21 protein-coding genes are annotated in these 22,278 nt (G+C 66.7%); 13 read left to right on the forward strand and 8 right to left on the reverse strand.

Annotated features, from left to right (window positions below; genetic code table 11):
* From PT85_RS05890 to PT85_RS17680, 5 genes are read left to right on the forward strand one after another with little or no spacing between them, the layout of a single operon-like run.
* Entirely contained in the window at positions 1-558 is a 558-nt protein-coding gene (locus tag PT85_RS05890; protein ID WP_051587423.1) for a MauE/DoxX family redox-associated membrane protein, read from the forward strand.
* A gap of 15 nt (positions 559-573) precedes the next feature.
* Positions 574-1,164 carry a methylamine dehydrogenase accessory protein MauD gene (gene mauD / locus PT85_RS05895; protein ID WP_039606168.1) on the forward strand — a complete coding sequence of 197 codons (591 nt, stop codon included), beginning with the start codon at positions 574-576 and terminating at the stop codon, positions 1,162-1,164.
* 21 nt (positions 1,165-1,185) lie between these two features.
* The gene (locus tag PT85_RS05900; RefSeq protein ID WP_027590396.1) at positions 1,186-1,737 is read left to right on the forward strand and encodes a methylamine dehydrogenase light chain; all 552 of its coding nucleotides are present in this window, start codon (positions 1,186-1,188) and stop codon (positions 1,735-1,737) included.
* Positions 1,730-2,170, forward strand: a complete 441-nt coding sequence (locus PT85_RS05905; protein WP_052155490.1) for a c-type cytochrome — start codon at positions 1,730-1,732, stop codon at positions 2,168-2,170. The genes PT85_RS05900 and PT85_RS05905 overlap by 8 nt, the downstream gene beginning before the upstream one ends.
* Before the next feature lie 13 nt (positions 2,171-2,183).
* Complete coding sequence (locus PT85_RS17680; protein WP_139181992.1) at positions 2,184-2,627, forward strand: c-type cytochrome; 444 nt, start codon at positions 2,184-2,186, stop codon at positions 2,625-2,627.
* A gap of 79 nt (positions 2,628-2,706) precedes the next feature.
* Here PT85_RS17680 and PT85_RS05915 read toward each other — a convergent pair whose 3' ends face one another.
* The 3 genes from PT85_RS05915 to PT85_RS05925 all read right to left on the reverse strand — a co-directional run bounded on the left by PT85_RS05915 (position 2,707) and on the right by PT85_RS05925 (position 6,104).
* Positions 2,707-3,360 (reverse strand): HAD family hydrolase, encoded by a 654-nt coding sequence (locus tag PT85_RS05915; protein WP_039560393.1) that lies wholly within the window; start codon positions 3,358-3,360, stop codon positions 2,707-2,709.
* Complete coding sequence (locus PT85_RS05920) at positions 3,360-4,649, reverse strand: M18 family aminopeptidase (protein WP_039606169.1); 1,290 nt, start codon at positions 4,647-4,649, stop codon at positions 3,360-3,362. The genes PT85_RS05915 and PT85_RS05920 overlap by 1 nt, the downstream gene beginning before the upstream one ends.
* A gap of 66 nt (positions 4,650-4,715) precedes the next feature.
* Positions 4,716-6,104 (reverse strand): adenylate/guanylate cyclase domain-containing protein, encoded by a 1,389-nt coding sequence (locus tag PT85_RS05925; protein ID WP_407681074.1) that lies wholly within the window; start codon positions 6,102-6,104, stop codon positions 4,716-4,718.
* A gap of 166 nt (positions 6,105-6,270) precedes the next feature.
* On the opposite strand from PT85_RS05925, the gene PT85_RS05930 reads away from it, so the two are divergent.
* From PT85_RS05930 to pdxH, 4 genes are all read left to right on the forward strand, one after another.
* Positions 6,271-8,556 (forward strand): alpha-amylase family protein, encoded by a 2,286-nt coding sequence (locus tag PT85_RS05930; protein WP_039606170.1) that lies wholly within the window; start codon positions 6,271-6,273, stop codon positions 8,554-8,556.
* A gap of 128 nt (positions 8,557-8,684) precedes the next feature.
* Complete coding sequence (locus tag PT85_RS05935; protein WP_039606171.1) at positions 8,685-9,833, forward strand: EstA family serine hydrolase; 1,149 nt, start codon at positions 8,685-8,687, stop codon at positions 9,831-9,833.
* Positions 9,834-10,007: 174 nt separating this feature from the next.
* Positions 10,008-10,601 (forward strand): OmpA family protein, encoded by a 594-nt coding sequence (locus PT85_RS05940; RefSeq protein ID WP_051587425.1) that lies wholly within the window; start codon positions 10,008-10,010, stop codon positions 10,599-10,601.
* Positions 10,602-10,650: 49 nt separating this feature from the next.
* On the forward strand, positions 10,651-11,298 hold the full coding sequence (pdxH, locus tag PT85_RS05945; RefSeq protein ID WP_039606172.1) for a pyridoxamine 5'-phosphate oxidase: 648 nt from the start codon (positions 10,651-10,653) through the stop codon (positions 11,296-11,298).
* A 156-nt stretch (positions 11,299-11,454) separates the two neighbouring features.
* Here pdxH and PT85_RS05950 read toward each other — a convergent pair whose 3' ends face one another.
* From PT85_RS05950 to PT85_RS05960, 3 genes are all read right to left on the reverse strand, one after another.
* Positions 11,455-12,291, reverse strand: coding sequence for a DMT family transporter (locus PT85_RS05950; RefSeq protein WP_039606173.1), 837 nt, complete (start codon positions 12,289-12,291; stop codon positions 11,455-11,457).
* 122 nt (positions 12,292-12,413) lie between these two features.
* Positions 12,414-13,961: a glycoside hydrolase family 17 protein gene (locus tag PT85_RS05955; protein WP_052237618.1), complete on the reverse strand. Its 1,548-nt coding sequence runs from the start codon at positions 13,959-13,961 to the stop codon at positions 12,414-12,416.
* Between the two features lie 69 nt (positions 13,962-14,030).
* Entirely contained in the window at positions 14,031-14,249 is a 219-nt protein-coding gene (locus PT85_RS05960; protein ID WP_039606174.1) for a DUF2061 domain-containing protein, read from the reverse strand.
* 274 nt (positions 14,250-14,523) lie between these two features.
* On the opposite strand from PT85_RS05960, the gene PT85_RS05965 reads away from it, so the two are divergent.
* Both PT85_RS05965 and PT85_RS05970 read left to right on the forward strand, forming a co-directional pair.
* Positions 14,524-14,835 (forward strand): DUF485 domain-containing protein, encoded by a 312-nt coding sequence (locus PT85_RS05965; RefSeq protein ID WP_027590408.1) that lies wholly within the window; start codon positions 14,524-14,526, stop codon positions 14,833-14,835.
* A complete protein-coding gene (locus tag PT85_RS05970) occupies positions 14,832-16,490 on the forward strand; it encodes a cation acetate symporter (protein ID WP_027590409.1) in 1,659 nt (552 codons plus the stop codon). The genes PT85_RS05965 and PT85_RS05970 overlap by 4 nt, the downstream gene beginning before the upstream one ends.
* Positions 16,491-16,556: 66 nt before the next feature.
* On the opposite strand, the gene PT85_RS05975 is transcribed toward PT85_RS05970, so the two are convergent.
* Positions 16,557-19,310: a response regulator gene (locus PT85_RS05975; protein WP_039606175.1), complete on the reverse strand. Its 2,754-nt coding sequence runs from the start codon at positions 19,308-19,310 to the stop codon at positions 16,557-16,559.
* Positions 19,311-19,389: 79 nt separating this feature from the next.
* Positions 19,390-20,022, reverse strand: a complete 633-nt coding sequence (locus PT85_RS05980) for a trimeric intracellular cation channel family protein (protein WP_037008862.1) — start codon at positions 20,020-20,022, stop codon at positions 19,390-19,392.
* A 116-nt stretch (positions 20,023-20,138) separates the two neighbouring features.
* Between PT85_RS05980 and argP the strand changes: the two genes are divergently transcribed.
* Positions 20,139-21,035: an HTH-type transcriptional regulator ArgP gene (gene argP, locus PT85_RS05985; RefSeq protein WP_027590412.1), complete on the forward strand. Its 897-nt coding sequence runs from the start codon at positions 20,139-20,141 to the stop codon at positions 21,033-21,035.
* A 316-nt stretch (positions 21,036-21,351) separates the two neighbouring features.
* Positions 21,352-22,254, forward strand: a complete 903-nt coding sequence (cysM, locus tag PT85_RS05990; protein WP_039562940.1) for a cysteine synthase CysM — start codon at positions 21,352-21,354, stop codon at positions 22,252-22,254.
* The last annotated feature ends 24 nt before the right edge of the window (positions 22,255-22,278 follow it).

A 22,278-nucleotide genomic window follows, 5' to 3' on the forward strand; every position in this document is an offset into this window, starting at 1 on the left:
ATGAATGCCTCTGTCCTTCATCTGGCAGCCCTGGCCGCGGTGGTCTTCCTGGCGCTGCTGTTCCTGCGAGCCGCTTGGCACAAGGCGGCTGACTACGGGCGCTTCGTTGGCTTCGTGGCCGACTACCGCCTGGTCCCCGACGCGCTGTTGGGCGTGGCCAGCCGCCTGCTGGTCGCCGCCGAGTTCGCCGTCGTGGCCCTGCTGGTCTGGCCGCCGCTGGCGGTCTGGGGGGCAGTGGGCGCGCTGGTGCTGCTGGGGCTGTATGCCCTGGGCATCGCTGTGAACCTGCTGCGCGGTCGCACTCGCATCGAGTGTGGCTGCGGCGGGGCGGCGCAGCCGCTGTCCTGGCTGCTGGTGGTGCGCAACGGGGTGTTGATGGCGCTGGCCGGTCTGGCCCTGTCGATCCCCTACACGCTCGCTGGTGTGCTGGAAACCGCTGTTGCGCTGCTGGCAGGCGCGTTGGCCTTCAGCCTCTACGTCATCGCCGAACAGGTGATGGCGAATCCGGGCCCCCTGTTGTTGGCACGCAAGGCCAACTCGCTTTCCCAACCGAACTGAAGAAGAAGCCGTCCCATGTCCTTACTTATCTTCGCCGTCTGTGTGCTCACTGTGCTGGTCCTGGCACTGATCGTCATGGTCTTCGCCCTGGCCCGCCAGATCGGCATCCTGTTCGAACGTATCTCTCCCGTCGGCGCCATGGTCAATGACAGCGGGCCGAAGCTGGGCGAGGTGTCTCCCGCCTTCAACCTGCCGAGCCTGACCGGCGGCCTGGTGCAGATCGGTGCGGTTTCTCCGAAACACACCCTGATCTTCTTCCTGTCGCCGACCTGTCCGATCTGCAAGAAGCTGCTGCCGGTGCTTGCGTCCATTCGCCAGAGCGAAACCTGGCTGGACGTGGTGCTGGCCAGCGATGGCGAGGAAGCGCGTCACCGCGACTTCATCGCCCGTGCCGAGCTGGAGCAGTTCCCCTACGTGATCTCCGAGCAGCTGGGCGTGACCTACCGGGTGGCGCGTCTGCCGTTCGCGGTCCTGCTCGATGGCGAAGGTGTGGTCAAGGCCAAGGGTCTGGTCAACACCCGCGAACAGCTGGAAAGCCTCTTCAACGCCGCCGAAACCGGTTACGCGTCGATCCAGGACTTCGCCAGCCGTACCGCACATTCCTGATCCCCCGTGGAGTCATCAATCATGTCCAAGTTCTTTGATCGCCTGTTCACCGTCATCGACAAGACCGCCGAAGCCGGCGCGCGAAAGACGGCCATGCAAACCGGTCGCCGCTCCTTCCTGGCCAAGGCCGGCGTGGCGCTGGCCGGTACCATGGCCATGCCGCTGTTGCCGTTCGACCGCTCCCTGGGCGGCCTGGCGATGGCCGCCACCGGCGCCGGTGGAGACGTCAATGACGAATACAGCTGTGACTACTGGCGCCACTGCGCCCTGGACGGCAACCTGTGCAGCACCTCCGGCGGCACCATGACGTCCTGCCCGCCCGGCAGCGAAGCGTCCAAGGTGGCCTGGGTCGGAACCTGCCGTAACCCCAACGACGGCAAGGACTACCTGGTCTCCTACAACGACTGCTGCGGCAAGGCCTCGGTGGCCAGCTCCACCTTCTGCTTCCGCAGCGAGCGCGAGCGTCCCGGCTACCGCATGGGTCTGCACAACGACATCAACTGGTGCATGGCCAACACCAACAAGGGCTACCACTGCACGGTGTCGGTGGTGGTGGGGCTGGCCGATGCGTGATCTGGCTGTAAAAGGCGGGGCGCTCTGCGCCCTGCTGCTGGCCCTGGGCGGTACTGCCCAGGCCAGTGAAGCGTTGTTCCAGAAGCACTGCGCCAGCTGTCATGGCGCCAGTGCCGAAGGCATCCCCGGACTGGCCCCGCCGCTGGCGCATCCCGCGCTGTGGCAGGGCCTCGGCGAGCAGGCTCCGCAGTATCTCACCGGCGTGATGGCATCCGGCATGAGCGGCAAGCTCACCGCCATGGGCCAGCTGTACATCGGCCTGGTGATGCCGCCGCAAAGCAACCTGCCCAGCGACGAGCTGGCGCAAGTGGCCAGCTACCTGTTGAAGCTCAACGGTGTGTCGGCCTCGGTGAGCGCGGCGGATGTGGAGCAGGCGCGCAGTCCGGCTCAGACCCATGCGCAACTGCGTGCCCTGCGGCCGCAGAATCTGTAAGCGAGGTAGCACTATGCAACGGTGGCAGTTGTGGGTGGTAGCGATGGGGCTATCACTGGCTGCCCCCGTGCTGTCGGCCCAGGAGTATTCGGCATCGGTCAACTATCAGTTGCGCTGCGCCGGATGCCACGGGCAGGACGGCATGGGGGTTCCAGCGGGTGGCATCCCGCCGTTTCCCAAGTATGTCGATGGCTTCTTCTCGACCGAGAACAGCCGCCTGTACCTGATGCACGTGCCGGGCATCAACGGGGCCAGTCTCACGGATCGCGAGATCGCCGCGGTGATGAACTATGTGGGCGAACGCTGGGGCGAGCCCGGTGCACGCAAGGCGTTCACGGCAGAGGAAGTGACGGCACTGCGAGCCAGGCCCGTGGAGGATGTGGTGGCGCTGCGCCGCGATGTTACGGAAGAGCTGAACCTCGCGGGCTACGAGGTTCCGGATTATCCCTGGCCGTGACGTTTTGAACCTTAGCGCGGTCAAGGCGCAGCCTTGGCCGCCGTGGTGGCCAAGGCATGGCGTTGACCACCCTGCGCAGTCAGCGCCAGTCGAGAATGTCCCAGCCCTGCGCCTCGGCGTGGGCGCGCAGGGTCGCATCCGGGTTGACGGCGTGCGGGACGTCGACCGCGCAGAGCAGCGGCAGGTCGTTCTGCGAATCCGAATAGAAGTGACAGGTTTCGGCGGGCCGGCTTTGCTGGCGTTGCCAGGCGTGCAGCGCTGCGATCTTGCCTTCCCGATAGGTGAGGATGCCCTGGGTGAGGCCAGTGTAGCGACCGTCTATCACCTCCATGTCGGTGCCCAGCGCGTGCTGGATGTCCAGCTGCGCGCAGATGGCTTCGACCAGGAAGCGCTGCGTGGCGGAGATCACCAGGATCTGGTCACCGGCTTCGCGATGGCGCTCCAGGCACTGCAGCGCCTCGGCATAGAACAGCGGCGCGATCACCTCGACCGCGAACCGATCAGCCAGCGCCCGGCATTCGGCGGGCGTGCGACCGGCCAGCGGTTGCAGGGTGAAGGCCAGGTAGTCTTCCAGCGTCAACTGGCGCTCGGCATACAGCCGTACCATCGCCTGCTCGCGCGGCACGAACTGTTCCAGATCCAGCCAGCCCTGCGCGCCCAGGTAACGGCCCCAGAGGCTGGGGCTATTGCCGGCGATCAGGGTTTCGTCCAGATCGAAGATCGCCAGCGCCATCAGGCCAGCTCGGCGCTGTTGTAGAAGGCGGTCAGCACCTTCACCAGATGCTCCAGATCCTGGCTGCCGGCCAGCTCGCGGATCGAGTGCATGGCGAAGGTCGGCAGGCCGATGTCCACCGTCGGCACGCCCAGGCGGCTGGCGGTGATCGGGCCGATGGTCGAGCCGCAACCCATGTCGCTACGGGTCACGAAGCTCTGCATCGGCACTTCGTTCTCCAGGCACAGGTGGCGGAAGAAGCCGGCGGTTTCGCTGCTGGTGGCGTAGCGCTGGTTGCTGTTCACCTTGATCACCGGGCCGGCGTTGAGCTTCGGGCCGTGGTTGCCGTCGTGCTTGTCCGGGTAGTTCGGATGCAGGCCGTGGGCGTTGTCGGCGGAGATCAGCAGCGAGCGCTGGGTGATGCGCACCAGGTCCTCGCCGGCGGCGAAGGCGCGCTCCAGGGTCTGTTCCAGGAACGGGCCATCGGCGCCGCAGCAGGAGGTAGAGCCCACTTCCTCGTGGTCGGTGCACACCAGCACGCAGCTCTGCTCGTCGTCGGCGGCCAGCAGCGCCTGCAGGCCGGCGTAGCAGGACAACAGGTTGTCCAGGCGCGCGCCGGCGATGAAATCGCCATGCAGGCCCACCACGGCGGCGGGCTGGGTGTCGTACAGGCTGAGCTCGAAGTCGAGGATGATGTCGGCGGTCAGCTCATGCTCGCGGCTCAGCTGGTCGGCCAACAGGGCGCGGAAATCGTAGGGCTCGGCGCCGGCGATCTGGGCGAGGATCGGCGGCAACTCGTTCTGCGCGTTGATCGCCCAGCCCTGGTTGGCCTCGCGATTGAGGTGGATGGCCAGGTTGGGAATGACCGCGATGGGCGCCTGGAAGTCGATCAACTGGCTTTCCACCCGGCCGTCGCGGCGGAAGGTCACGCGGCCGGCCAGCGACAGGTCGCGGTCGAACCAGGGCGCCAGCAACGCGCCGCCGTAGACCTCCACGCCCAGTTGCAGGAAGCCGTGACGCTGCATCTCGGGCTGCGGCTTGACGCGCAGGCAGGGGCTGTCGGTGTGCGCGCCGACCAGGCGCAGGCCACCTTCCAGCGGGCTGCGGGTGCCGGCTTTGAAGGCGATCAGCGAGGAATCGTTGCGGGTGACGTAGTAGCGGCCGCCCGGCTCGCACTGCCAGGGCTGGCGTTCATCCAGCGGCTGGTAGCCAGCGGCTTCGAGTCGCTGGGCGAGGGTGGCGGTGGCATGGAAGGGGGTGGGTGACGCCTTGAGGAAATCGATCAGACCTTGGGTGAGCTCAGCACGCATGACGGACTCCGAACAACAGTGGCGGCAGTGTATCGGATTTGTCCGCGGCTGAGGCGCGGCACAGGCTCAGATGATCTTGTCGCGCAGCTTGTCCGCCGCCTCGCGCAACGCCTCGATCACATGCTCCTTGTCGAGCTGCTGCAGGCTGTTGGTGTCCAGGTACATGGAGAAGCCGGGCAATTCGTGCTCGATGAAGCTGGGCGAGGCGCCCAGGTCGCGGCGGAAGTCGATCACCTGGTAGATGTGGATCGGCCGGGCGAAGCCCTTGACGGTGATCTGTCCCTTGTCGCGGCACATGATCACGTCCTTCACCAGTGAATAGGTTTCGTGGGAAATGAGGATCTCGCCGATCTCCGCCGCGTTTTCCAGGCGGCTGGCCAGGTTCACCTCGCGGCCGATGATGGTGTAGTCCATGCGCGTTTCCGCGCCGAAGTTGCCCACCGTGCAGTAGCCGGTGTTCAGGCCCATGCGGATTTCCAGCGGCTTGGTGATGCCCTGGGCGCGCCATTGCTGGCGCAGCACCTTCATGTGCTTGCGCATGGCGATGGCCATGGACACCGCCGCCACGGCATCCTTGCGCGCCCCTTCGGTGGTCGGGTCGCCGAAGAACACCATCACGCAGTCGCCGACGAACTTGTCGATGGTGCCGCCGTACTTGAGGGCGATCTTCGACATGTCGTTGAGGTAGGTGTTGAGCAGGTCGGTGAGCTGCTCGGCCTCCAGCTCCTCGGAGAGTTCGGTGAAGCCCTTGATGTCCGAGAAAAACACCGTGAGTTTCTTGCGCTGGGTTTCCAGGCACACGCTCTTGCGGCCGCTGAAGATGGATTCCCAGATCTGCGGCGACAGGTACTTGGACAGGCTGCGTGCCAGCCGCGCGGCCTTTTCCTGTTCGCGCTGGATCTCGCTGCGTGCCAGGTAGAGCTTGAGGCTCTGCTGGTGCACGAAATAGGCGGTGATGCAGATGTAAAGGCCGCTGGACAGGATGCTCACCAGCACCACCAGCGGCGGGGTGTCCAGGTGCAGTTCCGGCGGCCGGTGGTAGGCGTAGCCCAGCGCCGTGAGGCCGGCTACCAGCAGGGTCATCAGGAATGACAGCACGCCGCCGCCGATCATGGCGCTGAAGCCGAGGATCAGCAGGATCATCAGCGCGGGGATGGCCGACAGGCCAAGCAGCACCAGGGCGAAGCCGGCATGCAGGGCATCCAGGAGCAGCAGCGCCTGGTCGGTTCGTTGCGGGTTGCGCCGGTGGAACGGGCGGCTCAGCAGGTGGGCCAGCTGGGGGTACAGCAGGGTGTAGGGCACCATCCAGAGGATTTCCTGCGGGCAGTGCTGCACATAGGTGCCGGTTACGACGGTGGCGGCCACAGTGAGGTAGGCGAGCACACGGGAGTAGTAGTCGCGAAGGGGCAGGAGGCTTCCCCGGGAACCGGACACGATGGCGGACTTGATAGGCACGACGTTTCCCTGTGTACGCTACTGCAAAGCCAGGTGCCGGATCATAACCAAGCGGAAGGAAGGGGCCAAGCGGTGCGACGGGCCGCGCCAGCCTTTGGGCCGCCCTCCGCACCCTTGCCGGTCGTCGTGGTCTATTGGCCCGGGCGCAAGGAAAGGAGGGCAGGCGATGCGGCGGTGGCGCTGGGTGCTGATGCTGGTGGGGAGCGGCCTGCCCCTGTTCTTGCAGGCTGACGAACAGACCCTGTTCAGCTTCGTTCGCCCGCTGGATGTGGTGCAGGTGTCCACCGAGGATGCCTGGTTCCCGGAACTGACCGCGGAAACCACCCCGGAGGGCGCCATCCTGCGACGCCTGAGCTTCAACAATGCCGCGCAGCCGACGCTGTCGCTCGAACCGCAGGACGGCGTCTGGGACTGGACCGGCCAGCGCACCATGACCCTGCGCCTGCGCAACGCGATGGAGTGGGACCTGACCCTGCATGTGCGTATCGAAAGTGGCGATGGCCAGGCGCTGGAGGCGCGGATCGGCCTGCCAACCGGGCCGACGCAGACCCTCGCCGTGCCCCTGCAGGCCACCTCGCCGCAGGCCTGGGGCATGCGCGCCGGTCCGCCGATGCCCTGGTCGCAGGGCGGCCGGCGCTTGCTGGTGGCCACCCAGGTGCAGGGGGAGATCAGCCTGGATCGGGTGCGCGCGGTCAAGGTCTACCTGCGCAATCCCGATGTGCCGCAGCACATCCTGCTCGGCCAGTTCGGCGTCAGCGCCAGCGATGAGCTGGTGACCGCCTACCAGGGGCTGGTCGATGGCTATGGCCAGTACACCCGGCGCGCCTGGGGCGACAAGATCAACGCTGACAGCCAGCTGCGCCGTCTGCTCGACAATGCCAGCGCGGCGCTGGACAGCTGGAACCGCCAGTTGCCTGAGCGTGATCGTTTCGGTGGCCTGCGCGGCGGTGCGCGCTTCGAGGCCACCGGCTTCTTCCGCACCGAGAAACAGGCGGAGCGCTGGTACCTGGTGACACCGGACGGCCACCCGTTCTTCTCGCTGGGGGTCAATGCGGTGAGCCGCCAGCACAGCCAGACCTACGTGCAGGGGCGCGAAGTAATGTTCCAGTCGCTGCCGGCGCCCCATGAGCCGCTGGCGCTGTTCTATGGCCAGGGCGACAGCCGCACCGGTGTGATGGCCACGCGCGAGCGGCAGTTCGCCCACGGTCGCTGGTTCGATTTCTACAGCGCCAACCGCTACCGCGCCCAGGCCGAGCAGGCCTGCGAGCGCCACGAGCCCTGTGCACCCTGCCGGACGCGGCAATCGCTGCCCGACGCCGAGCGCCGCGACGAGACCGCCTGCCTCGTCCTGCGCACCCAGGCGGTGAACGCCCTGTGGCCCGAACAGACCCTGGCACGCCTGCAGGCCTGGGGCTTCAACACGCTGGGCAACTGGAGCGATGCGGAGCTGCACGAACAGCCGCGCATGCCCTATGTGCTGCCGCTGTCCATTGCCGGTGACTACGCCAGCATCCCCACCGGCCACGACTGGTGGGGTGCCATGCCCGACCCGTTCGATCCGCGTTTCGCGATGGCCGCCGAGCGCGCGGTGGCCATTGCCGCGCGCGGGCGGCGCGAGGATCCGTGGCTGATCGGCTACTTCGTCGACAACGAACTGCCCTGGGTGGCGCCTGGTGACACGCCCCAGGCCCGCTACGCGCTGGCCTACAACACCCTGCGCCAGACCACCGATGTGCCGGCCAAACGCGCCTTCCTGAAACAGCTGCGCGACCGCCACCGCAACCAGCAGGGGCTGGCGGCCGCCTGGGGCATCGAGCTGCCGGCCTGGGAGCTGATGGAGGACCCCGGCTTCGAGGCGCCGCTGCCCGACCCGGCCCATCCGGCCATCGAAGACGATCTGCGGCGCTTCCTGGCGCTGTACGCCGACACCTACTTCCGCACCGTCGCCGAGGCGCTGGCCTGGCATGCGCCGAACCACCTGCTGCTGGGCGGGCGCTTCTCCATCGCCACGCCGGAAGCGCTGGCCGCCTGCGCGCGCTATTGCGATGTCCTCAGCCTCAACACCTACACGCGTGCACCCCAGCAGGGCCAGGATTTCACCGCGCTGCACGCGTTGAACAGGCCGGTCCTGATCGCTGAGTTTTCCTTCGGCTCGCGGGATCGCGGGCCCTTCTGGCCGGGGCCGCTGGAGGTGCCAGGCGAAACCGCGCGAGGCGCCGCCTATGCACACTTTCTCGAGCGGGCCCTGCAGGAGCCGGTGATTGTCGGCCTGCACTGGTTCCAGTATCTGGACCAGCCGGTGACGGGCCGCCTGCTGGACGGCGAGAACGGCCATGTCGGCCTGGTGGCCATCACCGACGTGCCGTTCGACGGCTTCGTCGACGCCGTGCGTCGCGCCAACCTGCGCCTGCTGCGCCGCTGGCTGCCCCCGGCCGAGCGCACGGCGCCATAACCGCCGTCCCCTATACGCCGTCGGCCCGCCTAAGGCCGGCCCTGCAGGGTTGCTGCGCACAAACTTGCCGCACGCGCCGCGCCGCGCCGACAATACCGCCCATCCAATCGATACCCCGGAGTGCGAGCGTGCAGATCCAAGGCTATTTCGACCTGCGTTTCGAGGCGGTTCGCGACGCGTTCGCCGCTCTGTTCGACAATCCCGGTGAGCGCGGCGCGGCGCTCTGCGTGCAGGTCGCCGGCGAGACGGTCGTGGACCTGTGGGCCGGCCCTGCGGACAAGGACGGCCAGGAAATGTGGCAGCAGGACACCCTGCTCAACCTGTTTTCCTGCACCAAGGCCTTCGCCGCCGTCGCGACCCTGCAACTGGTGGGTGAGGGCAAGCTGGAACTGGATGCTCCGGTGGCCCGCTACTGGCCGGAATTCGCCGCCGCCGGCAAGGAGCGCATCACCGTGCGCCAGTTGCTCTGCCACCAGGCCGGACTGCCCGCCATTCGCGCTCCGCTGTCGGGTGAGGCGCTGTACGACTGGCCAGCCATGTGCGCGGCACTGGCCGCCGAGGAGCCGTGGTGGACGCCGGGGACCGCCCACGGTTACGCGCCGATCACCTTTGGCTGGCTGGTTGGCGAGTTGCTGCGCCGTGTCGAAGGCCGCGAGCCGGGCGAGGTCATCGTTGCGCGCACCGCCGAACCGCTGGGTCTGGATTTCCATATCGGCCTGGACGACGCCGAATTTCACCGCGTGGCCCACATCGCCCGGGGCAAGGGACCCGTCGGAGACGAAGCCGCCCAGCGGCTGCTGCGCACCATCATGCGCGAGCCGCAGTCGCTCACCACCCGTGCCTTCACCAATCCGCCTTCCGTGCTGACCAGCACCAACCGCCCGGAATGGCGCCGCATGCACCAGCCAGCGGCCAACGGTCATGGCAATGCCCGCTCGCTGGCCGGCTTCTACACCGGCCTGCTGGAGGGTCGGTTGCTCGAGCCGGAGCTGCTCGCCGAGCTGACCCGTGAACATTCTCGGGGCGAAGACCGCACCCTGCTGACCTCCACCCGCTTCGGTCTCGGCTGTATGCTCGACCAGCCGGGCGTCGCCAATGCCACCTATGGTCTCGGACCGGGTACCTTCGGCCACCCTGGTGCGGGCGGCTCCGTCGGCTGCGCCGATCCGCAGCGGGAACTTAGCTTCGGTTTCGTGACAAATACATTGGGACCCTATGTGCTGATGGATCCGCGTGCGCAGCAGTTGGCCCGGGTGGTAGCCGCCTGTCTGGCCTGATCGGCCAATAGGCGAGCGATTTACGCAGTCTTTCAAGTGCTTACCGTCCGTCAGCTGGTTGGCGCCAATATCTTGCGTATTCCTCGCCTGCCGGCAAAATGCCACTGGCATGCCAATGAACGGGCGGTCTGAAACCGACTGCTGTTATCAACTTTTGTGCTAGGGCAACCGTCCATGAATATGAAAATGATCCACTCCGCGACCCTGATGCTCTGCATGGCTGTAGCGGGTTGCAGCTCCACCGGCAACACTGGCAGCGCGCGTCCCGAGGTCTCCCAGTCCTGGCTGGACAGCCAGGAAACCGCCTTGCGCACCGCCATGGCGGGCAGCAGCTTCACCCTCAGCCGCATCGACAACGCGCTGGTGGTGACCGCTCCGGCCGATACCACCTTCAACGCCGATCGCCCCGACATGCTGCTGCCGGCCAGCCTGAAACCCATCACCACCGTGGCCAAGCAGGTGGGTGGCAACACCGAAGCCGGCGTGCTGATCGTGGGTCACCTGGACAACACCCTGAACACCGAAGCCGCCGCCAAGCTGAGCCAGTCCCGCGCCCGCGCCGTGGCATCCATCTTCCGTCTGAGTGGTCTGAAGCACGATCGCCTGCAGGCGCTGGGTCTGGGCGGCGCCCAGCCGGTGGCCAGCAACGACAGCGCTGACGGCCGTGCCAAGAACCGTCGCGTGGAAATCCTGGTGACCGAGCAGAAGGCCCTGGCCGCCGTGGCTGCCGACTACCGCGCCAGCGCCACCAAGCTTGCAGCCAAGTAAGCGGCGTCTCGGTTAAGCTGGGGGCCGTTTCTACCTTCCGGAGACGACCATGTCCCCCAGCCTTGCCGATATGCGTCGCGAATACGTTCGCGACGGTCTCACCGAAGAACAGGCGCCGGCCGAACCGCTGGCCCTGTTCCGCACCTGGTTCGCCCAGGCCGTCGAAACCGAGCACCTGCCGGTCGAGCCCAACGCCATGACCCTGGCCACCGTGGATGCCAACGGTCGCCCGCATTGTCGGGTGCTGTTGCTCAAGGGCCTCGACGAACAGGGCTTCACCTTCTTCTCCAACTACGACAGCGCCAAGGGCGAGCAGCTCAGGGCCAATCCCTTCGCAGCCATGACCTTCTTCTGGCCAACCCTGGAACGCCAGGTGCGCATCGAAGGCCGCATCGAGCGGGTCAGCGCCGAGGAGTCCGATGCCTATTACCGTGTGCGTCCGCTGGGCAGCCGTCTCGGCGCCTGGGCCTCGCCGCAGAGCCGTGTGATCGCAGGGCGCCACGAGCTGGAACAGTTGATGCGCGACACCGAGGAACGCTTCCGCGACCAGGAACCGCATTGCCCCGAGCACTGGGGCGGCTACCGTCTGGTACCGGAGCGCATCGAGTTCTGGCAGGGTCGGCCCAGCCGACTGCACGACCGCCTGAATTACCGCAGGGTCGGCGACGCCTGGGTGCGCGAACGACTGGCGCCGTAAGAGATCTTGTAGGGGGGCTGCAGCCGCGACCGGGTGCGGGTCGCCACGGTGGACAAACAAAGCGTTGTCCACCCTACGAGGCTGCAGGGTTCTCGACTCATCGGCGGCCGGAAAGGCGCCGATCGCCCTGCAAACGCAGTCTGCCGAGCCTCGTGGCTAATGCTTCTGGCGGGCGGAGAGGGCAATCGCCAGTAGGATCAGCGCCCCGCCGGCCGCCATGCGCAGGGTGGGCTGTTCGTCGAACAGCCACCAGGCCACGGCGATGCCGTAGACCGGCTCCAGGGCGAAGACCAGCGCCGCGCTGCGCGCCTTGAGTACGCTCAGGCTGGCCACGAACAGGCTGTGGGCAATGGCCGTGCAGAACACGCCGAGCAGTCCCAGCCACAGCCAGTCCAGTGGCCTCACCGCTGGCAGCAGATGCCACGCCAGCGGCAGCAGGCACAGGGCGATGGTCAGGTTCTGCCAGAGTGCCGCCTGGAACGGGTGGATGCCCTTCACCGAGGCGCGGTTGGCCACCGACAGCAGGGCGAACAGCAGTCCGGATAGCACGGCCCACAGCAGCCCGGTGGTCTGTGTGCTGGCCAGTTCGAACTGGGGGGTCACCAGCAGCAGCCCGGCGCTCACCAGCACCAGTGTCAGCCATTCCATGCCCCGAATGCGCTCACGGAACAGCAGCCCTTCCAGCAACACGGTGAAGGCCGGGAAACTGGCGAAGCCCAGGGTCGCCACCGCTACCCCGGACAGCTTCACCGCGTGGAAGAACGTCAGCCAGTGCCCGCCCAGCAGCAGGCCGCCACCGGCCAGCAGCAACAATTGGCGCCAGCCTGGCCGGGCATGCCGCCAGGCCAGCGGCAGCAGGCTGATCACCGCGAACAGCGCGCGTCCGAAGACGATCACCAGCGGTGCGGCGATCGCCAGTTTGCCGAACACGCCGGTCAGGCCGAACGCCAGGGCGCCGATGTGCAGCCCGAGCAGGGCGCGTCGTGGGGTCATGGGGGCTCCGGTAGATAGGGCAAGGGTGCGTAGGGTAAGCGCTTTTGGTAGGCGCGGACCTGTCCGCGAGGCAGGCCGACACCTGGCCGGCCACACCGGGCGGCTCGCGAACAGGTTCGCTCCTACTGGTTCGTGCAGGGCTCGGGTTTCGGAAGCGGGCTATGTGCGGGCAGTGCTCGCCGCGCAGCGCGCATGAGCGCCACGGCCAGCAGTGCGCAGGTCAGCGCCCAGGCCACGGCCTGGCCATTGACGATTCCTTCCTGCCATAGCTGCAACGGGATGCCCAGCGCCAGCACGCCTGCCAGTAAACGCCCCTCGCGCGGGCGGATGGGGCGCGGGTGCAGCAGGAAGAAGATGGCCGGAAACAACAGCGCGTACCAGGGAAACCCACGATAGCGCGCATCCAGCACCAGCCCAAGCATCAGCACCGCGCCGGCAAAACCGCTGGCCAGCAACAGCGGCGCGTCGAGCCATGGCCAGGTTCGGCGCCGTGCGGTGGCTGACAACGCCGCCTGGGCCAGCACCAGCAGATTGAGGCATATCAGTGTGGAACCCCACAGCCACTCCGCCGGGCTGCGGCTGATCACCGCGAGCTGCTGCGCCTGGAACGCCACGCAGCCCGCACCCAGTGTCGCCAGCGGCGGCAGCCAGAGCCGCGTACCCGGCCCGGCCAGCAACAGGGCCGCTCCGTACAGGGCCAGCGCGAGCGCGAGCCACACCGGCCAGTCCGGCAGGTTGGATACCGGCCCGCTCAGTACCCCCTTGTCGGCGCGATCGGCGTCGAACAGCCCCCAGTAGCCGCCCACGGTGCCTTCGCTGCGCCGCTTCCAGGGTTGATCGAAGGCTTCGATGAGGTTGTAGCGCCAGCCCTGGGCCTCGGCCTGTTGCACGAAGCCGCGAATGAAGCGCGCCTGGTTGAGTGGGCTGGGCACGGCGGTTTCCCGCTGCCGGCCCTGGCTGGGCCAGCCGGTTTCGCCAATCAGGATGTCCTTGGGAGCAAAACGTTGAACAAACTCGTCGTGAACACGGGCAGCCTCGTCCAGCGCGCTGTCGATGCCCTTGGGTTCGTCCTCCCAGTAGGGCAGCAGATGTACGGTAAGGAAATCCACCGCCGGGGCGATTTCCGGGTGGCGCAGCCAGAATTCCCACACATCCGCGTAGCTGACCGGTTGCGGCACGTTGTCGCGGACTCGCTCGATCAAGCGGGCCAGTTGCGCAGCGGTGACCTCACGACGCAGCAGGGTTTCATTGCCCACCAGCACCGCCCGGACCACATCGGGGTAGGCGCGGGCGGTCTCGATAAGCAGGCGGATCTCGGCTTCGGTATCCCGTGGATCGGCATTGACCCAGGCGCCCAGCAGGAGCGTGAGGCCGTGCTTGCGGGCCAGCGCCGGCAGGGCCTCCAGCCCGCTCATCGAATAGAGGCGTATGCAGGAAAAGCGCTGAGCGAGCAGTGCCAGATCGGCATCCAGCTGGGCGCTGTCCAGACGCAGCGGCAGGTCGAAGGGCGACTGCTCACGGCCGAACGGGCTGTACGACACGCATTGCAGACGCTGGTCGTCGGCGATGGCGTCGGCCAGCGGATGGCTGCGACCGAGCCAGGCCCAACTGGCGCTCAGCAGCAGGGCGAAACACAGCAGGAAGGCAAGGTAGTGAAGGCGTGGTCGCATGGGGCGGGCCGGCGGAAGCGTCCTTGCAGCTTAGCGCCGTCCAACGACCCTGCCGGTCCGCTTGGCGGATCAGGCCTGATGGTGCAGCCAGGCATGTTCCGGAATGGGGGCGGGGGCCGACTTTCCGAAGCGCTCCCAGAGCTTCTCGTGGAAGTAGAAGCCCACCGAGTTGCACAGGGGTTCGATGGCCGCCACCAGTCCCCCGATGGCCACGCTGCCGGTCAGGGCATAGGTCACCGCGAAGGCAATGCAGAAGTGCATGACGGTGAAGGTAGCGGTCTTGAGCATGGTGGAGTCCCCGGATTGAGTTGGGAATCGTTGTCGTTTGTGTGAACCTTAACGGGGGCGGGTCGATTGAGAAAATTTTTCTCCTGTATAGGGGTGATAGCTTTTTGACGATGGAATAACGGCGCGGCCTTCGGGCAGGCCAACTCAGGAAATGTCGACCACAGCAACCTTTTGCGACCGGCGGCCAATTCGACCAATGTCGACTTTTGTTGACGGGGCAGGGGCTTAGAGTGCCCCCCGTCCAGAATTCCCTGGCTTTTAGGACAAGAACAAGATGTACGACGTTGTAACCCAGCGGATTGAACAAAGTCCGCGCTTCAAAGAACTGGTGGCCCGTCGCGGTCGCTTCGCCTGGACCCTGTCCGCCATCATGCTCGGCCTCTACGTGGCTTACATCCTGGTGATCGCATTCGATCCCCAGCTGTTCGGCACGCGCATCAGCGCCGACTCGTCCATCACCTGGGGCATCCCCGCAGGTCTGGGCCTGATCTTCTCCGCCTTCATCCTGACCGGCATCTACGTCAAGCGCGCCAACGGCGAGTTTGACGACCTGACCGCGGAAATCATCGAGGAGGCGCAGCAATGATGTCCCGTCTCCTGGCAGGTGCCGCCCTGCTGTTCGTCGCCCCCAGCCTGTGGGCGGCCGGTGCCCTGGAAGGCGAAGTGGTCAAGCAGGCCACCAACTACACGGCCATCGTCATGTTCCTGGTGTTCATCGCAGCCACCATGGGCATCACCAAGTGGGCCGCCAAGCGCAACACCTCGACCTCCGACTACTACACCGCCGGTGGCAGCATCACCGGTTTCCAGAACGGCATGGCGATCGCCGGCGACTACATGTCCGCCGCCTCGTTCCTGGGTATTTCCGCCCTGGTGTTCGCCTCCGGCTATGACGGCCTGATCTACTCGATCGGCTTCCTGGTGGGCTGGCCGATCATCCTGTTCATGATCGCCGAGCGCCTGCGCAACCTGGGCAAGTTCACGTTCTCCGACGTGGCTTCCTACCGCCTCGGCCAAACCCAGATCCGCATCCTCTCCGCCTTCGGCTCGCTGACCGTGGTGGCCTTCTACCTGATCGCCCAGATGGTCGGCGCCGGCAAGCTGATCCAGCTGCTGTTCGGCCTGGACTACCTGGTCGCCGTGGTGCTGGTCGGGGTGCTGATGGTCATGTACGTGCTGTTCGGCGGCATGCTGGCCACCACCTGGGTGCAGATCATCAAGGCGATCCTGCTGCTCTCCGGCGCCACCTTCATGGCCATCATGGTGATGAAGCACGTCGGCTTCGACTTCGGCCGCCTGTTCTCCGAAGCGATCAGCGTGCACGCCAAGGGCGAGTCGATCATGAGCCCCGGCGGTCTGGTCAGCGACCCGATCTCCGCGATCTCGCTGGGCCTGGCGCTGATGTTCGGCACCGCCGGCCTGCCGCACATCCTGATGCGCTTCTTCACCGTGGCGGACGCCAAGGAAGCCCGCAAGTCGGTGTTCTACGCCACTGGCTTCATCGGCTACTTCTACATCCTGACCTTCATCATCGGCTTCGGCGCCATCCTGCTGGTGGGCACCAATCCGGAGTTCAAGGACGCCTCGGGCGCCATCGTCGGCGGTAACAACATGGTCGCTGTACACCTGGCCAGCGCCGTGGGTGGCAACCTGTTCCTGGGCTTCATCTCGGCCGTGGCGTTCGCCACCATCCTGGCCGTGGTGGCCGGTCTGACCCTGGCCGGTGCCTCGGCGGTGTCCCATGACCTGTACGCCTGCGTCATCAAGAAGGGCAAGGCCCGCGAGCAGGACGAGCTGAAGGTCACCAAGATCACCACCCTGGCCCTGGGTGTGGTCGCCATCCTGCTGGGTATCGCCTTCGAGAAGCAGAACATCGCCTTCATGGTCGGCCTGGCCTTCTCGATCGCCGCCAGCTGCAACTTCCCGGTGCTGTTCCTCTCCATGTACTGGAAGGGCCTGACCACCCGCGGCGCGCTGTTCGGCGGGATCCTCGGCCTGGGTACCGCGGTGGTGCTGACCATCCTCAGCCCGACCGTGTGGGTGAGCATCCTGGGCAACGCCCAGGCGATCTTCCCCTACGAGTACCCGGCGCTGTTCTCGATGATCGTCGCCTTCGCCACCACCTGGTTCTTCTCGGTCACCGACAAGTCCCAGGCTGCCAGCGAGGAACGCGCGCGCTTCCTGCCGCAGTTCATCCGCTCGCAGACCGGCCTCGGTGCCAGCGGCGCTGTCGCGCACTGATCCCTGTCCCACCAATGAAAAAGGCAGCCGCAAGGCTGCCTTTTTCGTTTCCGGAATGGATGAGCGTCAGGCCGTCACCGCCGTCCGCGACAGACGCTGGATGGCTTCGTCAAGCACTTCCAGCGCTTCGTGTGCCTCCGGCGCGTCCTGCTTGAGCAGGGTTTCGCAGCGTTGGCAGGCGGCACGCAGCTGGGGCACGCCGCAGTAACGGGTGGCGCCATGCAGGCGGTGGATGCGCTCGATCAGCGCCTCGCGGTCCCAGCGCTCCCAGGCGATCAGGATGGCCTGGCGGTCGGCGTTCAGCGAATCCAGCAGCATGGCCAGCATGTCGGCCGCCAGGTCAGCCTTGCCGGCGGCCAGGCGCAGGCCTTCCTCGGAGTCCAGTACCGGCAGACCGCTGCCGGGTTCGCCCGCCGGCTCGCTCGGACGTACCGGCTGACCGCCGCGCAGGCTCAGACCGGTCCACTTGAGCACCACCTGGCTGAGCTGGTGCTCGTTGATCGGCTTGGTCAGGTAATCGTCCATGCCGCCCTGCAGCAGGGCGCGCCGTTCGTTGGCCAGGGCGTGGGCGGTAAGGGCGACGATGGGCGTCTGTGCCCGGGCCTGCTCGGTTTCCCAGGCGCGGATCACCTCGGTGGCCTTCAGGCCATCCATGCCGGGCATCTGCACGTCCATGAAGATCAGGTCAAAGCTGTGCCGGCGCACCTGCTCGACGGCGGCGAAGCCGCTGTCCACCGCGGTGACCTCTGCCCCCAGGTCGGCGAGCAGGGTTTCCACCAGCAGGAGGTTGGCCGGGTTGTCATCCACGCACAGCAGGCGCGGCGGACGCGACTGGCCCGCCAGTGGCGCAGGAGATTCGTTGCGACTCGCCAGACGGCCGCCGCGCAGCTCCCACAGGCCGTTATGCAGCTGGCGCGTGCAGATCGGCTTGCTGAGCAGTTGCTGATGTTCGTCGCCGAGCTCCTGGTTGTAGAGCATCTGGTCCGTGGTCGGGCAGAGGATGAGCGCCTTGCAGCCCTGGGCTTCCAGCTCGTGCAGGTACTGTCCCAGCCGTTCCGGCGGCAGGCTGCGGCTGTCGATGCTCAGCACCGTCAGCTCGATCGGGCGGGCATCCGGGGAGTTGGCGACCGCCTCCAGCAGCTCGCCGGGGTTGGCGTACTCGAGTACCTCGAGACCGGCGTCTTCCAGTTGATGACGCAGCGCCTGGCGAGCCAGGTCGTGGCCATCCAGCAGCGCGACGCGCAGGCCGCGCAGGTCTTCGCAGGTTTCTTCGTCCAGCGGCTCGGCCTTGGGCAGGCTGATGCTGATCCAGAAATCCGAACCCTGGCCCGGCACGCTTTCCACGCCGATTTCGCCGCCCATCTGCTCGACCAGGCGCTTGGAAATCACCAGGCCCAGGCCGGTGCCGCCGGCCTGGCGGCTGATGGAGTTGTCGGCCTGGCTGAAGGCATGGAACAACTGGCGCAGGTCGTCCTCCGACAGGCCGATGCCGGTGTCGCTGACGCTGATGCGCAGCTGTGCGCGTTCGTCGTCTTCGTCCTCCACCATGGCGCGCACGGCCACGGTGCCCTGGTGGGTGAACTTGATGGCGTTGCTCACCAGGTTGGTGAGTACCTGCTTGAGGCGCAGCGAATCGCCGACCAGCGACTGCGGTGTATCGCGGTAGATCAGGCAGACCAGTTCCAGCTGCTTGCCATGCGCTTCCGGGGCCAGCATGGTCAGGGTGTCCTGCAGCAGGTCGCGCAGGTTGAACGGTGCGTTCTCCAGCACCAGCTTGCCGGCCTCGATCTTCGAGAAGTCGAGGATCTCGTTGATGATGCCCAGCAGGTTGTTGGCGGACTTCTGGATGGTCTGCAGGTAGTCGCGCTGGCGCGGGGTCAATTCGTTGCGCAGCAGCAGCTTGGTGAAGCCGAGGATGCCGTTGAGCGGTGTGCGGATCTCGTGGCTCATGTTGGCCAGGAACTCCGACTTGATGCGACTGGCCTCCAGCGCCTCCTTGCGCGCCAGGTCCAGCTCGATGTTCTGGATCTCGATGGTTTCCAGGTTCTGGCGCACGTCCTCGGTGGCCTGCTCGATGCTGTGCTGGAGCTCCTCCTGGGCATTCTGCAGGGCAGCGGCCATGCGGTTGATGCCGGCGGCCAACTGGTCCATCTCGCGGCTGCCCAGGTCCGGCAGGCGGGTCTGCAGATCGCCGTCCTTCAGGCGCGCCACGCCCTTCTGGATGATCGTCAGCGGCACGTTGATCGCCCGGCTCATGCGCAGGGCCAGCAGCGCGGCCACCCCCAGGCAGGCGCCGATCAGCATCAGGCTGGCGAACAGGCTGCGGTAGCCGCGCAGCAGGGTGCCCTGGTGGGAAATTTCCAGCTCGATCCAGCCCAGCGGCCGGTCGTCAGTGGCAGCGGCCTCGCCAAGGGTCAGGTGGCTGATCAGGATCGGCTGGATGAAGCGCGTGGTATCCCGGTCGGTCAGCCGTTGCGGCTGATCGGTTCGGCGGACGGGACGGGTCTGCGGCAGCATGTTCGGCCCGGCATGGGCGCGCATCTGACCGTCCTGGTCATACAGCGTCACCGCACGCACGTCGGGCTGTTCGAGCGCCTTGCTGGCGATGCGCTGCAGCAGTGCGGGATCGCTGTTGGGCAGCGCTGGCGCGGTGAGCGGTGCAAGGTGCTCGGCGACCATCTGACCGCGTTGCAGCAACTGTGACTGCAGGTCCGCCAGTTGCATCGAGGTGAAGTAGATACCCAGCAGCAAGGCCAGCAGGCTGGTGGGCAAGAGGGTCAGCAATAGGACGCGACCCTTGATGCCGAGTTGGCTTAACACACTGGAGTCCCCTGGTTGACCGATGGCGTGAGTGTAGCGAGACGACCGCTCATCGGGCAGTCGGAGGGTGTGATACCGATCAATCCAGTCCGCGAATGTTCTCGGAATCGTACTGCGGCAGGCGCCAGCCGAAGCGGATGGCCAGCATGCGCAGCAGGAAACCCGACACCAGCGCCGCCAGCGAGGCAATCTGGATGTCGATGCCCAGCCACAGCAGGGACACGTAGAGCACGCCGGTGAACAGGGCCACGGTGGCGTACAGCTCGCGGCGCAGCACCATGGGCACCTCGTTGCACAGGATGTCGCGCAGCAGACCGCCGAAGATGCCGGTGATCACGCCGGCCAGCACCACGATGGAGGGGTGCGCCTCCATGCCCATGGCCACGTCGCAGCCGATCACGGTGAAGGCCACCAGGCCCAGGCCGTCGACAATCAGGAACAGCTTGCGCAGATGGTGCATCTGGCGGGCGATGAAGGCTGTGACGATGGCCGCGCCGATGGTGAAGGACAGGTACTCGGGGTGCGCGATCCAGCCCACTGGGTAGTGACCGAGCAGTACGTCGCGGGCGGTGCCGCCACCCAAGGCGGTGACCGTGCCCAGCAGGCTGATGCCGAACAGATCCATGCCGCGCCGCATGCCCATGATGGCCCCGGACATGGCTTCGGCGGTGATGGCGATCAGGTAGATGACGTACAGCAGGGTGAGGGTCACGACAGGCTCCGGAGCACGCGGATGTGAGGGGCGCGATTATCCGTGGGCCGCCGGGAAAATGAACATGGCTAAGGTTTTTTAGGGTATACAAACATTTTCTTAATCCGAGCCCTGTCATGCAGTTGGACCCTAGACAAACGCAGGCTTTCCGGGCCGTGATCGAATGCGGCAGCTTCGAGCAGGCGGCGGCGCGCCTGCACCTCACCTCGCCGGCCATTTCCCAGCGGGTGCGCGCCCTGGAAAGCACCCTAGGCACGCCGCTGGTGGTGCGCAGCCGGCCGTGCCGGCCCACCGAGCTGGGCCAGCGCCTGTTGCAGTACCTGCGCCGCGCCCAGCTGCTGGAGGCAGACCTGCTGGCCGAGCTGGCCGAGCAAAGCGACGCGCCGCTGGTGGTGGTCGCGGCGCTGAATGCCGACAGTTTGGGCACCTGGTTCTTCCCGGCGCTGGCCGAGGTGCTGATCCGCGAGCGGGTGCTGCTGGACCTGACCGTCGAGGACCAGGACTACACCTACAGCCTGCTGGAAAGCGGTCTGGCCATCGGCTGCATCAGCACCGAGCCCAAGCCGATGCGAGGCTGCACGGCGGCGCCGCTGGGCATCATGCGCTACCGGCTGGTGGCCAGCGAACCGTTCCGCCAGCGCTTCTTCCCCCACGGCCTGACGCGCGCCGCCGCACGCCGCGCGCCGGTTGTCGCCTACACCCGCAAGGACCGCCTGCAGTCCGCCTTCCTGCTGGAACGTTTCGGCCTGCCGCCGGGCGCCTATCCGACCCATTACGTGCCGGGGGCCGAGCCGCACTACCAGGCCATCCGCTACGGCCTGGGCTACGGCATGGTGCCGGAGCTGCTGATCCGCGACGCGCTGGCCGGCGGCGAGGTGCTCGACCTGACTCCGGACGCGCCGCGCGATGTGGCGCTGTACTGGCACACCTGGAAGGTGCAGTCGCCGCGCATGGAGCACCTGTCGCGGCAGATCGTCGAGGCCGCGCCGCGCCTGCTGATGCCCGTGACGTAGGGCGGCCGGCGCCTTTCCGGTCGCCGCTGCGGATTGCGCCGATGCCGCGTCCGGCGGCCAAGGCGTTGCCGTGACCGTCCTAGGTGCCGTGGGAGCGAGTTCATTCGCGAGCGTGTGGCGTCAGCCCGCCGAAAAGCTCGCGGACGGGTCCGCTCCCACGGAAGCGGGATGGGACTGTTGGTGCCCGCGTGCCATCCACGCAAGCGCCGCCGGGTTATGCCTTGGCGCTATAACCTGTGATCGTTCTGCGATATAGGCCAGAGCGGTTTGCGGCTATCATAGGCGCCCTTTTTCCTGACCCTGCGATCGCGAAGTCATGTCCCAGCGCTATCCCACCATCGCCGAATGCATTGGCAACACGCCCCTGGTGCGCCTGCAGCGCATGCCCGGCGATACCAGCAACACCCTGCTGGTCAAGCTCGAAGGCAACAACCCGGCCGGTTCGGTGAAGGATCGACCGGCGCTGTCGATGATCACGCGGGCGGAGCTGCGCGGCGATATCCGTCCCGGCGATACCCTGATCGAAGCCACCTCCGGCAACACCGGCATCGCCCTGGCCATGGCCGCGGCGATCAAGGGCTACCGGATGATCCTGATCATGCCGGACAACTCCAGCGCCGAGCGCAAGGCGGCGATGACCGCCTATGGCGCCGAGCTGATCCTGGTCAGCAAGGAACAAGGCATGGAAGGCGCCCGCGACCTGGCGCTGGCCATGCAGGCCCAGGGCAAGGGCAAGGTGCTCGACCAGTTCGCCAACGATGACAATCCCGAGGCGCATTACCAGACCACCGGCCCGGAGATCTGGCGGCAGACCGGCGGCACGGTGACGCATTTCGTCAGTTCCATGGGCACCACCGGCACCATCATGGGCGTGTCGCGCTATCTCAAGGAGCAGAACCCGGCCGTGCAGATCGTCGGTCTGCAACCCATGGAAGGCTCGGCGATTCCCGGCATCCGCCGTTGGCCGCAGGAGTACCTGCCCAAGGTGTTCGATGCCAGCCGCGTGGATCGCGTCGTCGACATGTCCCAGGCCGAGGCCGAGGACACCATGCGCCGCCTGGCCCGCGAAGAGGGCATCTTCTGCGGCGTGTCCTCCGGCGGCGCGGTAGCGGCGGCGCTGCGCCTGAGCCGCGAGGTCGAGAACGCGGTGATCGTGGCGATCATCTGCGACCGTGGCGATCGCTACCTGTCCACCGGAGTCTTCGACCCGGCGCGCTGAATCGCCGGGTTGCATCCGCTTCCC

Origin of the sequence: Pseudomonas flexibilis, assembly GCF_000806415.1 — a bacterium.
In the GTDB taxonomy this organism is placed as follows: Bacteria; Pseudomonadota; Gammaproteobacteria; order Pseudomonadales; family Pseudomonadaceae; genus Serpens; species Serpens flexibilis.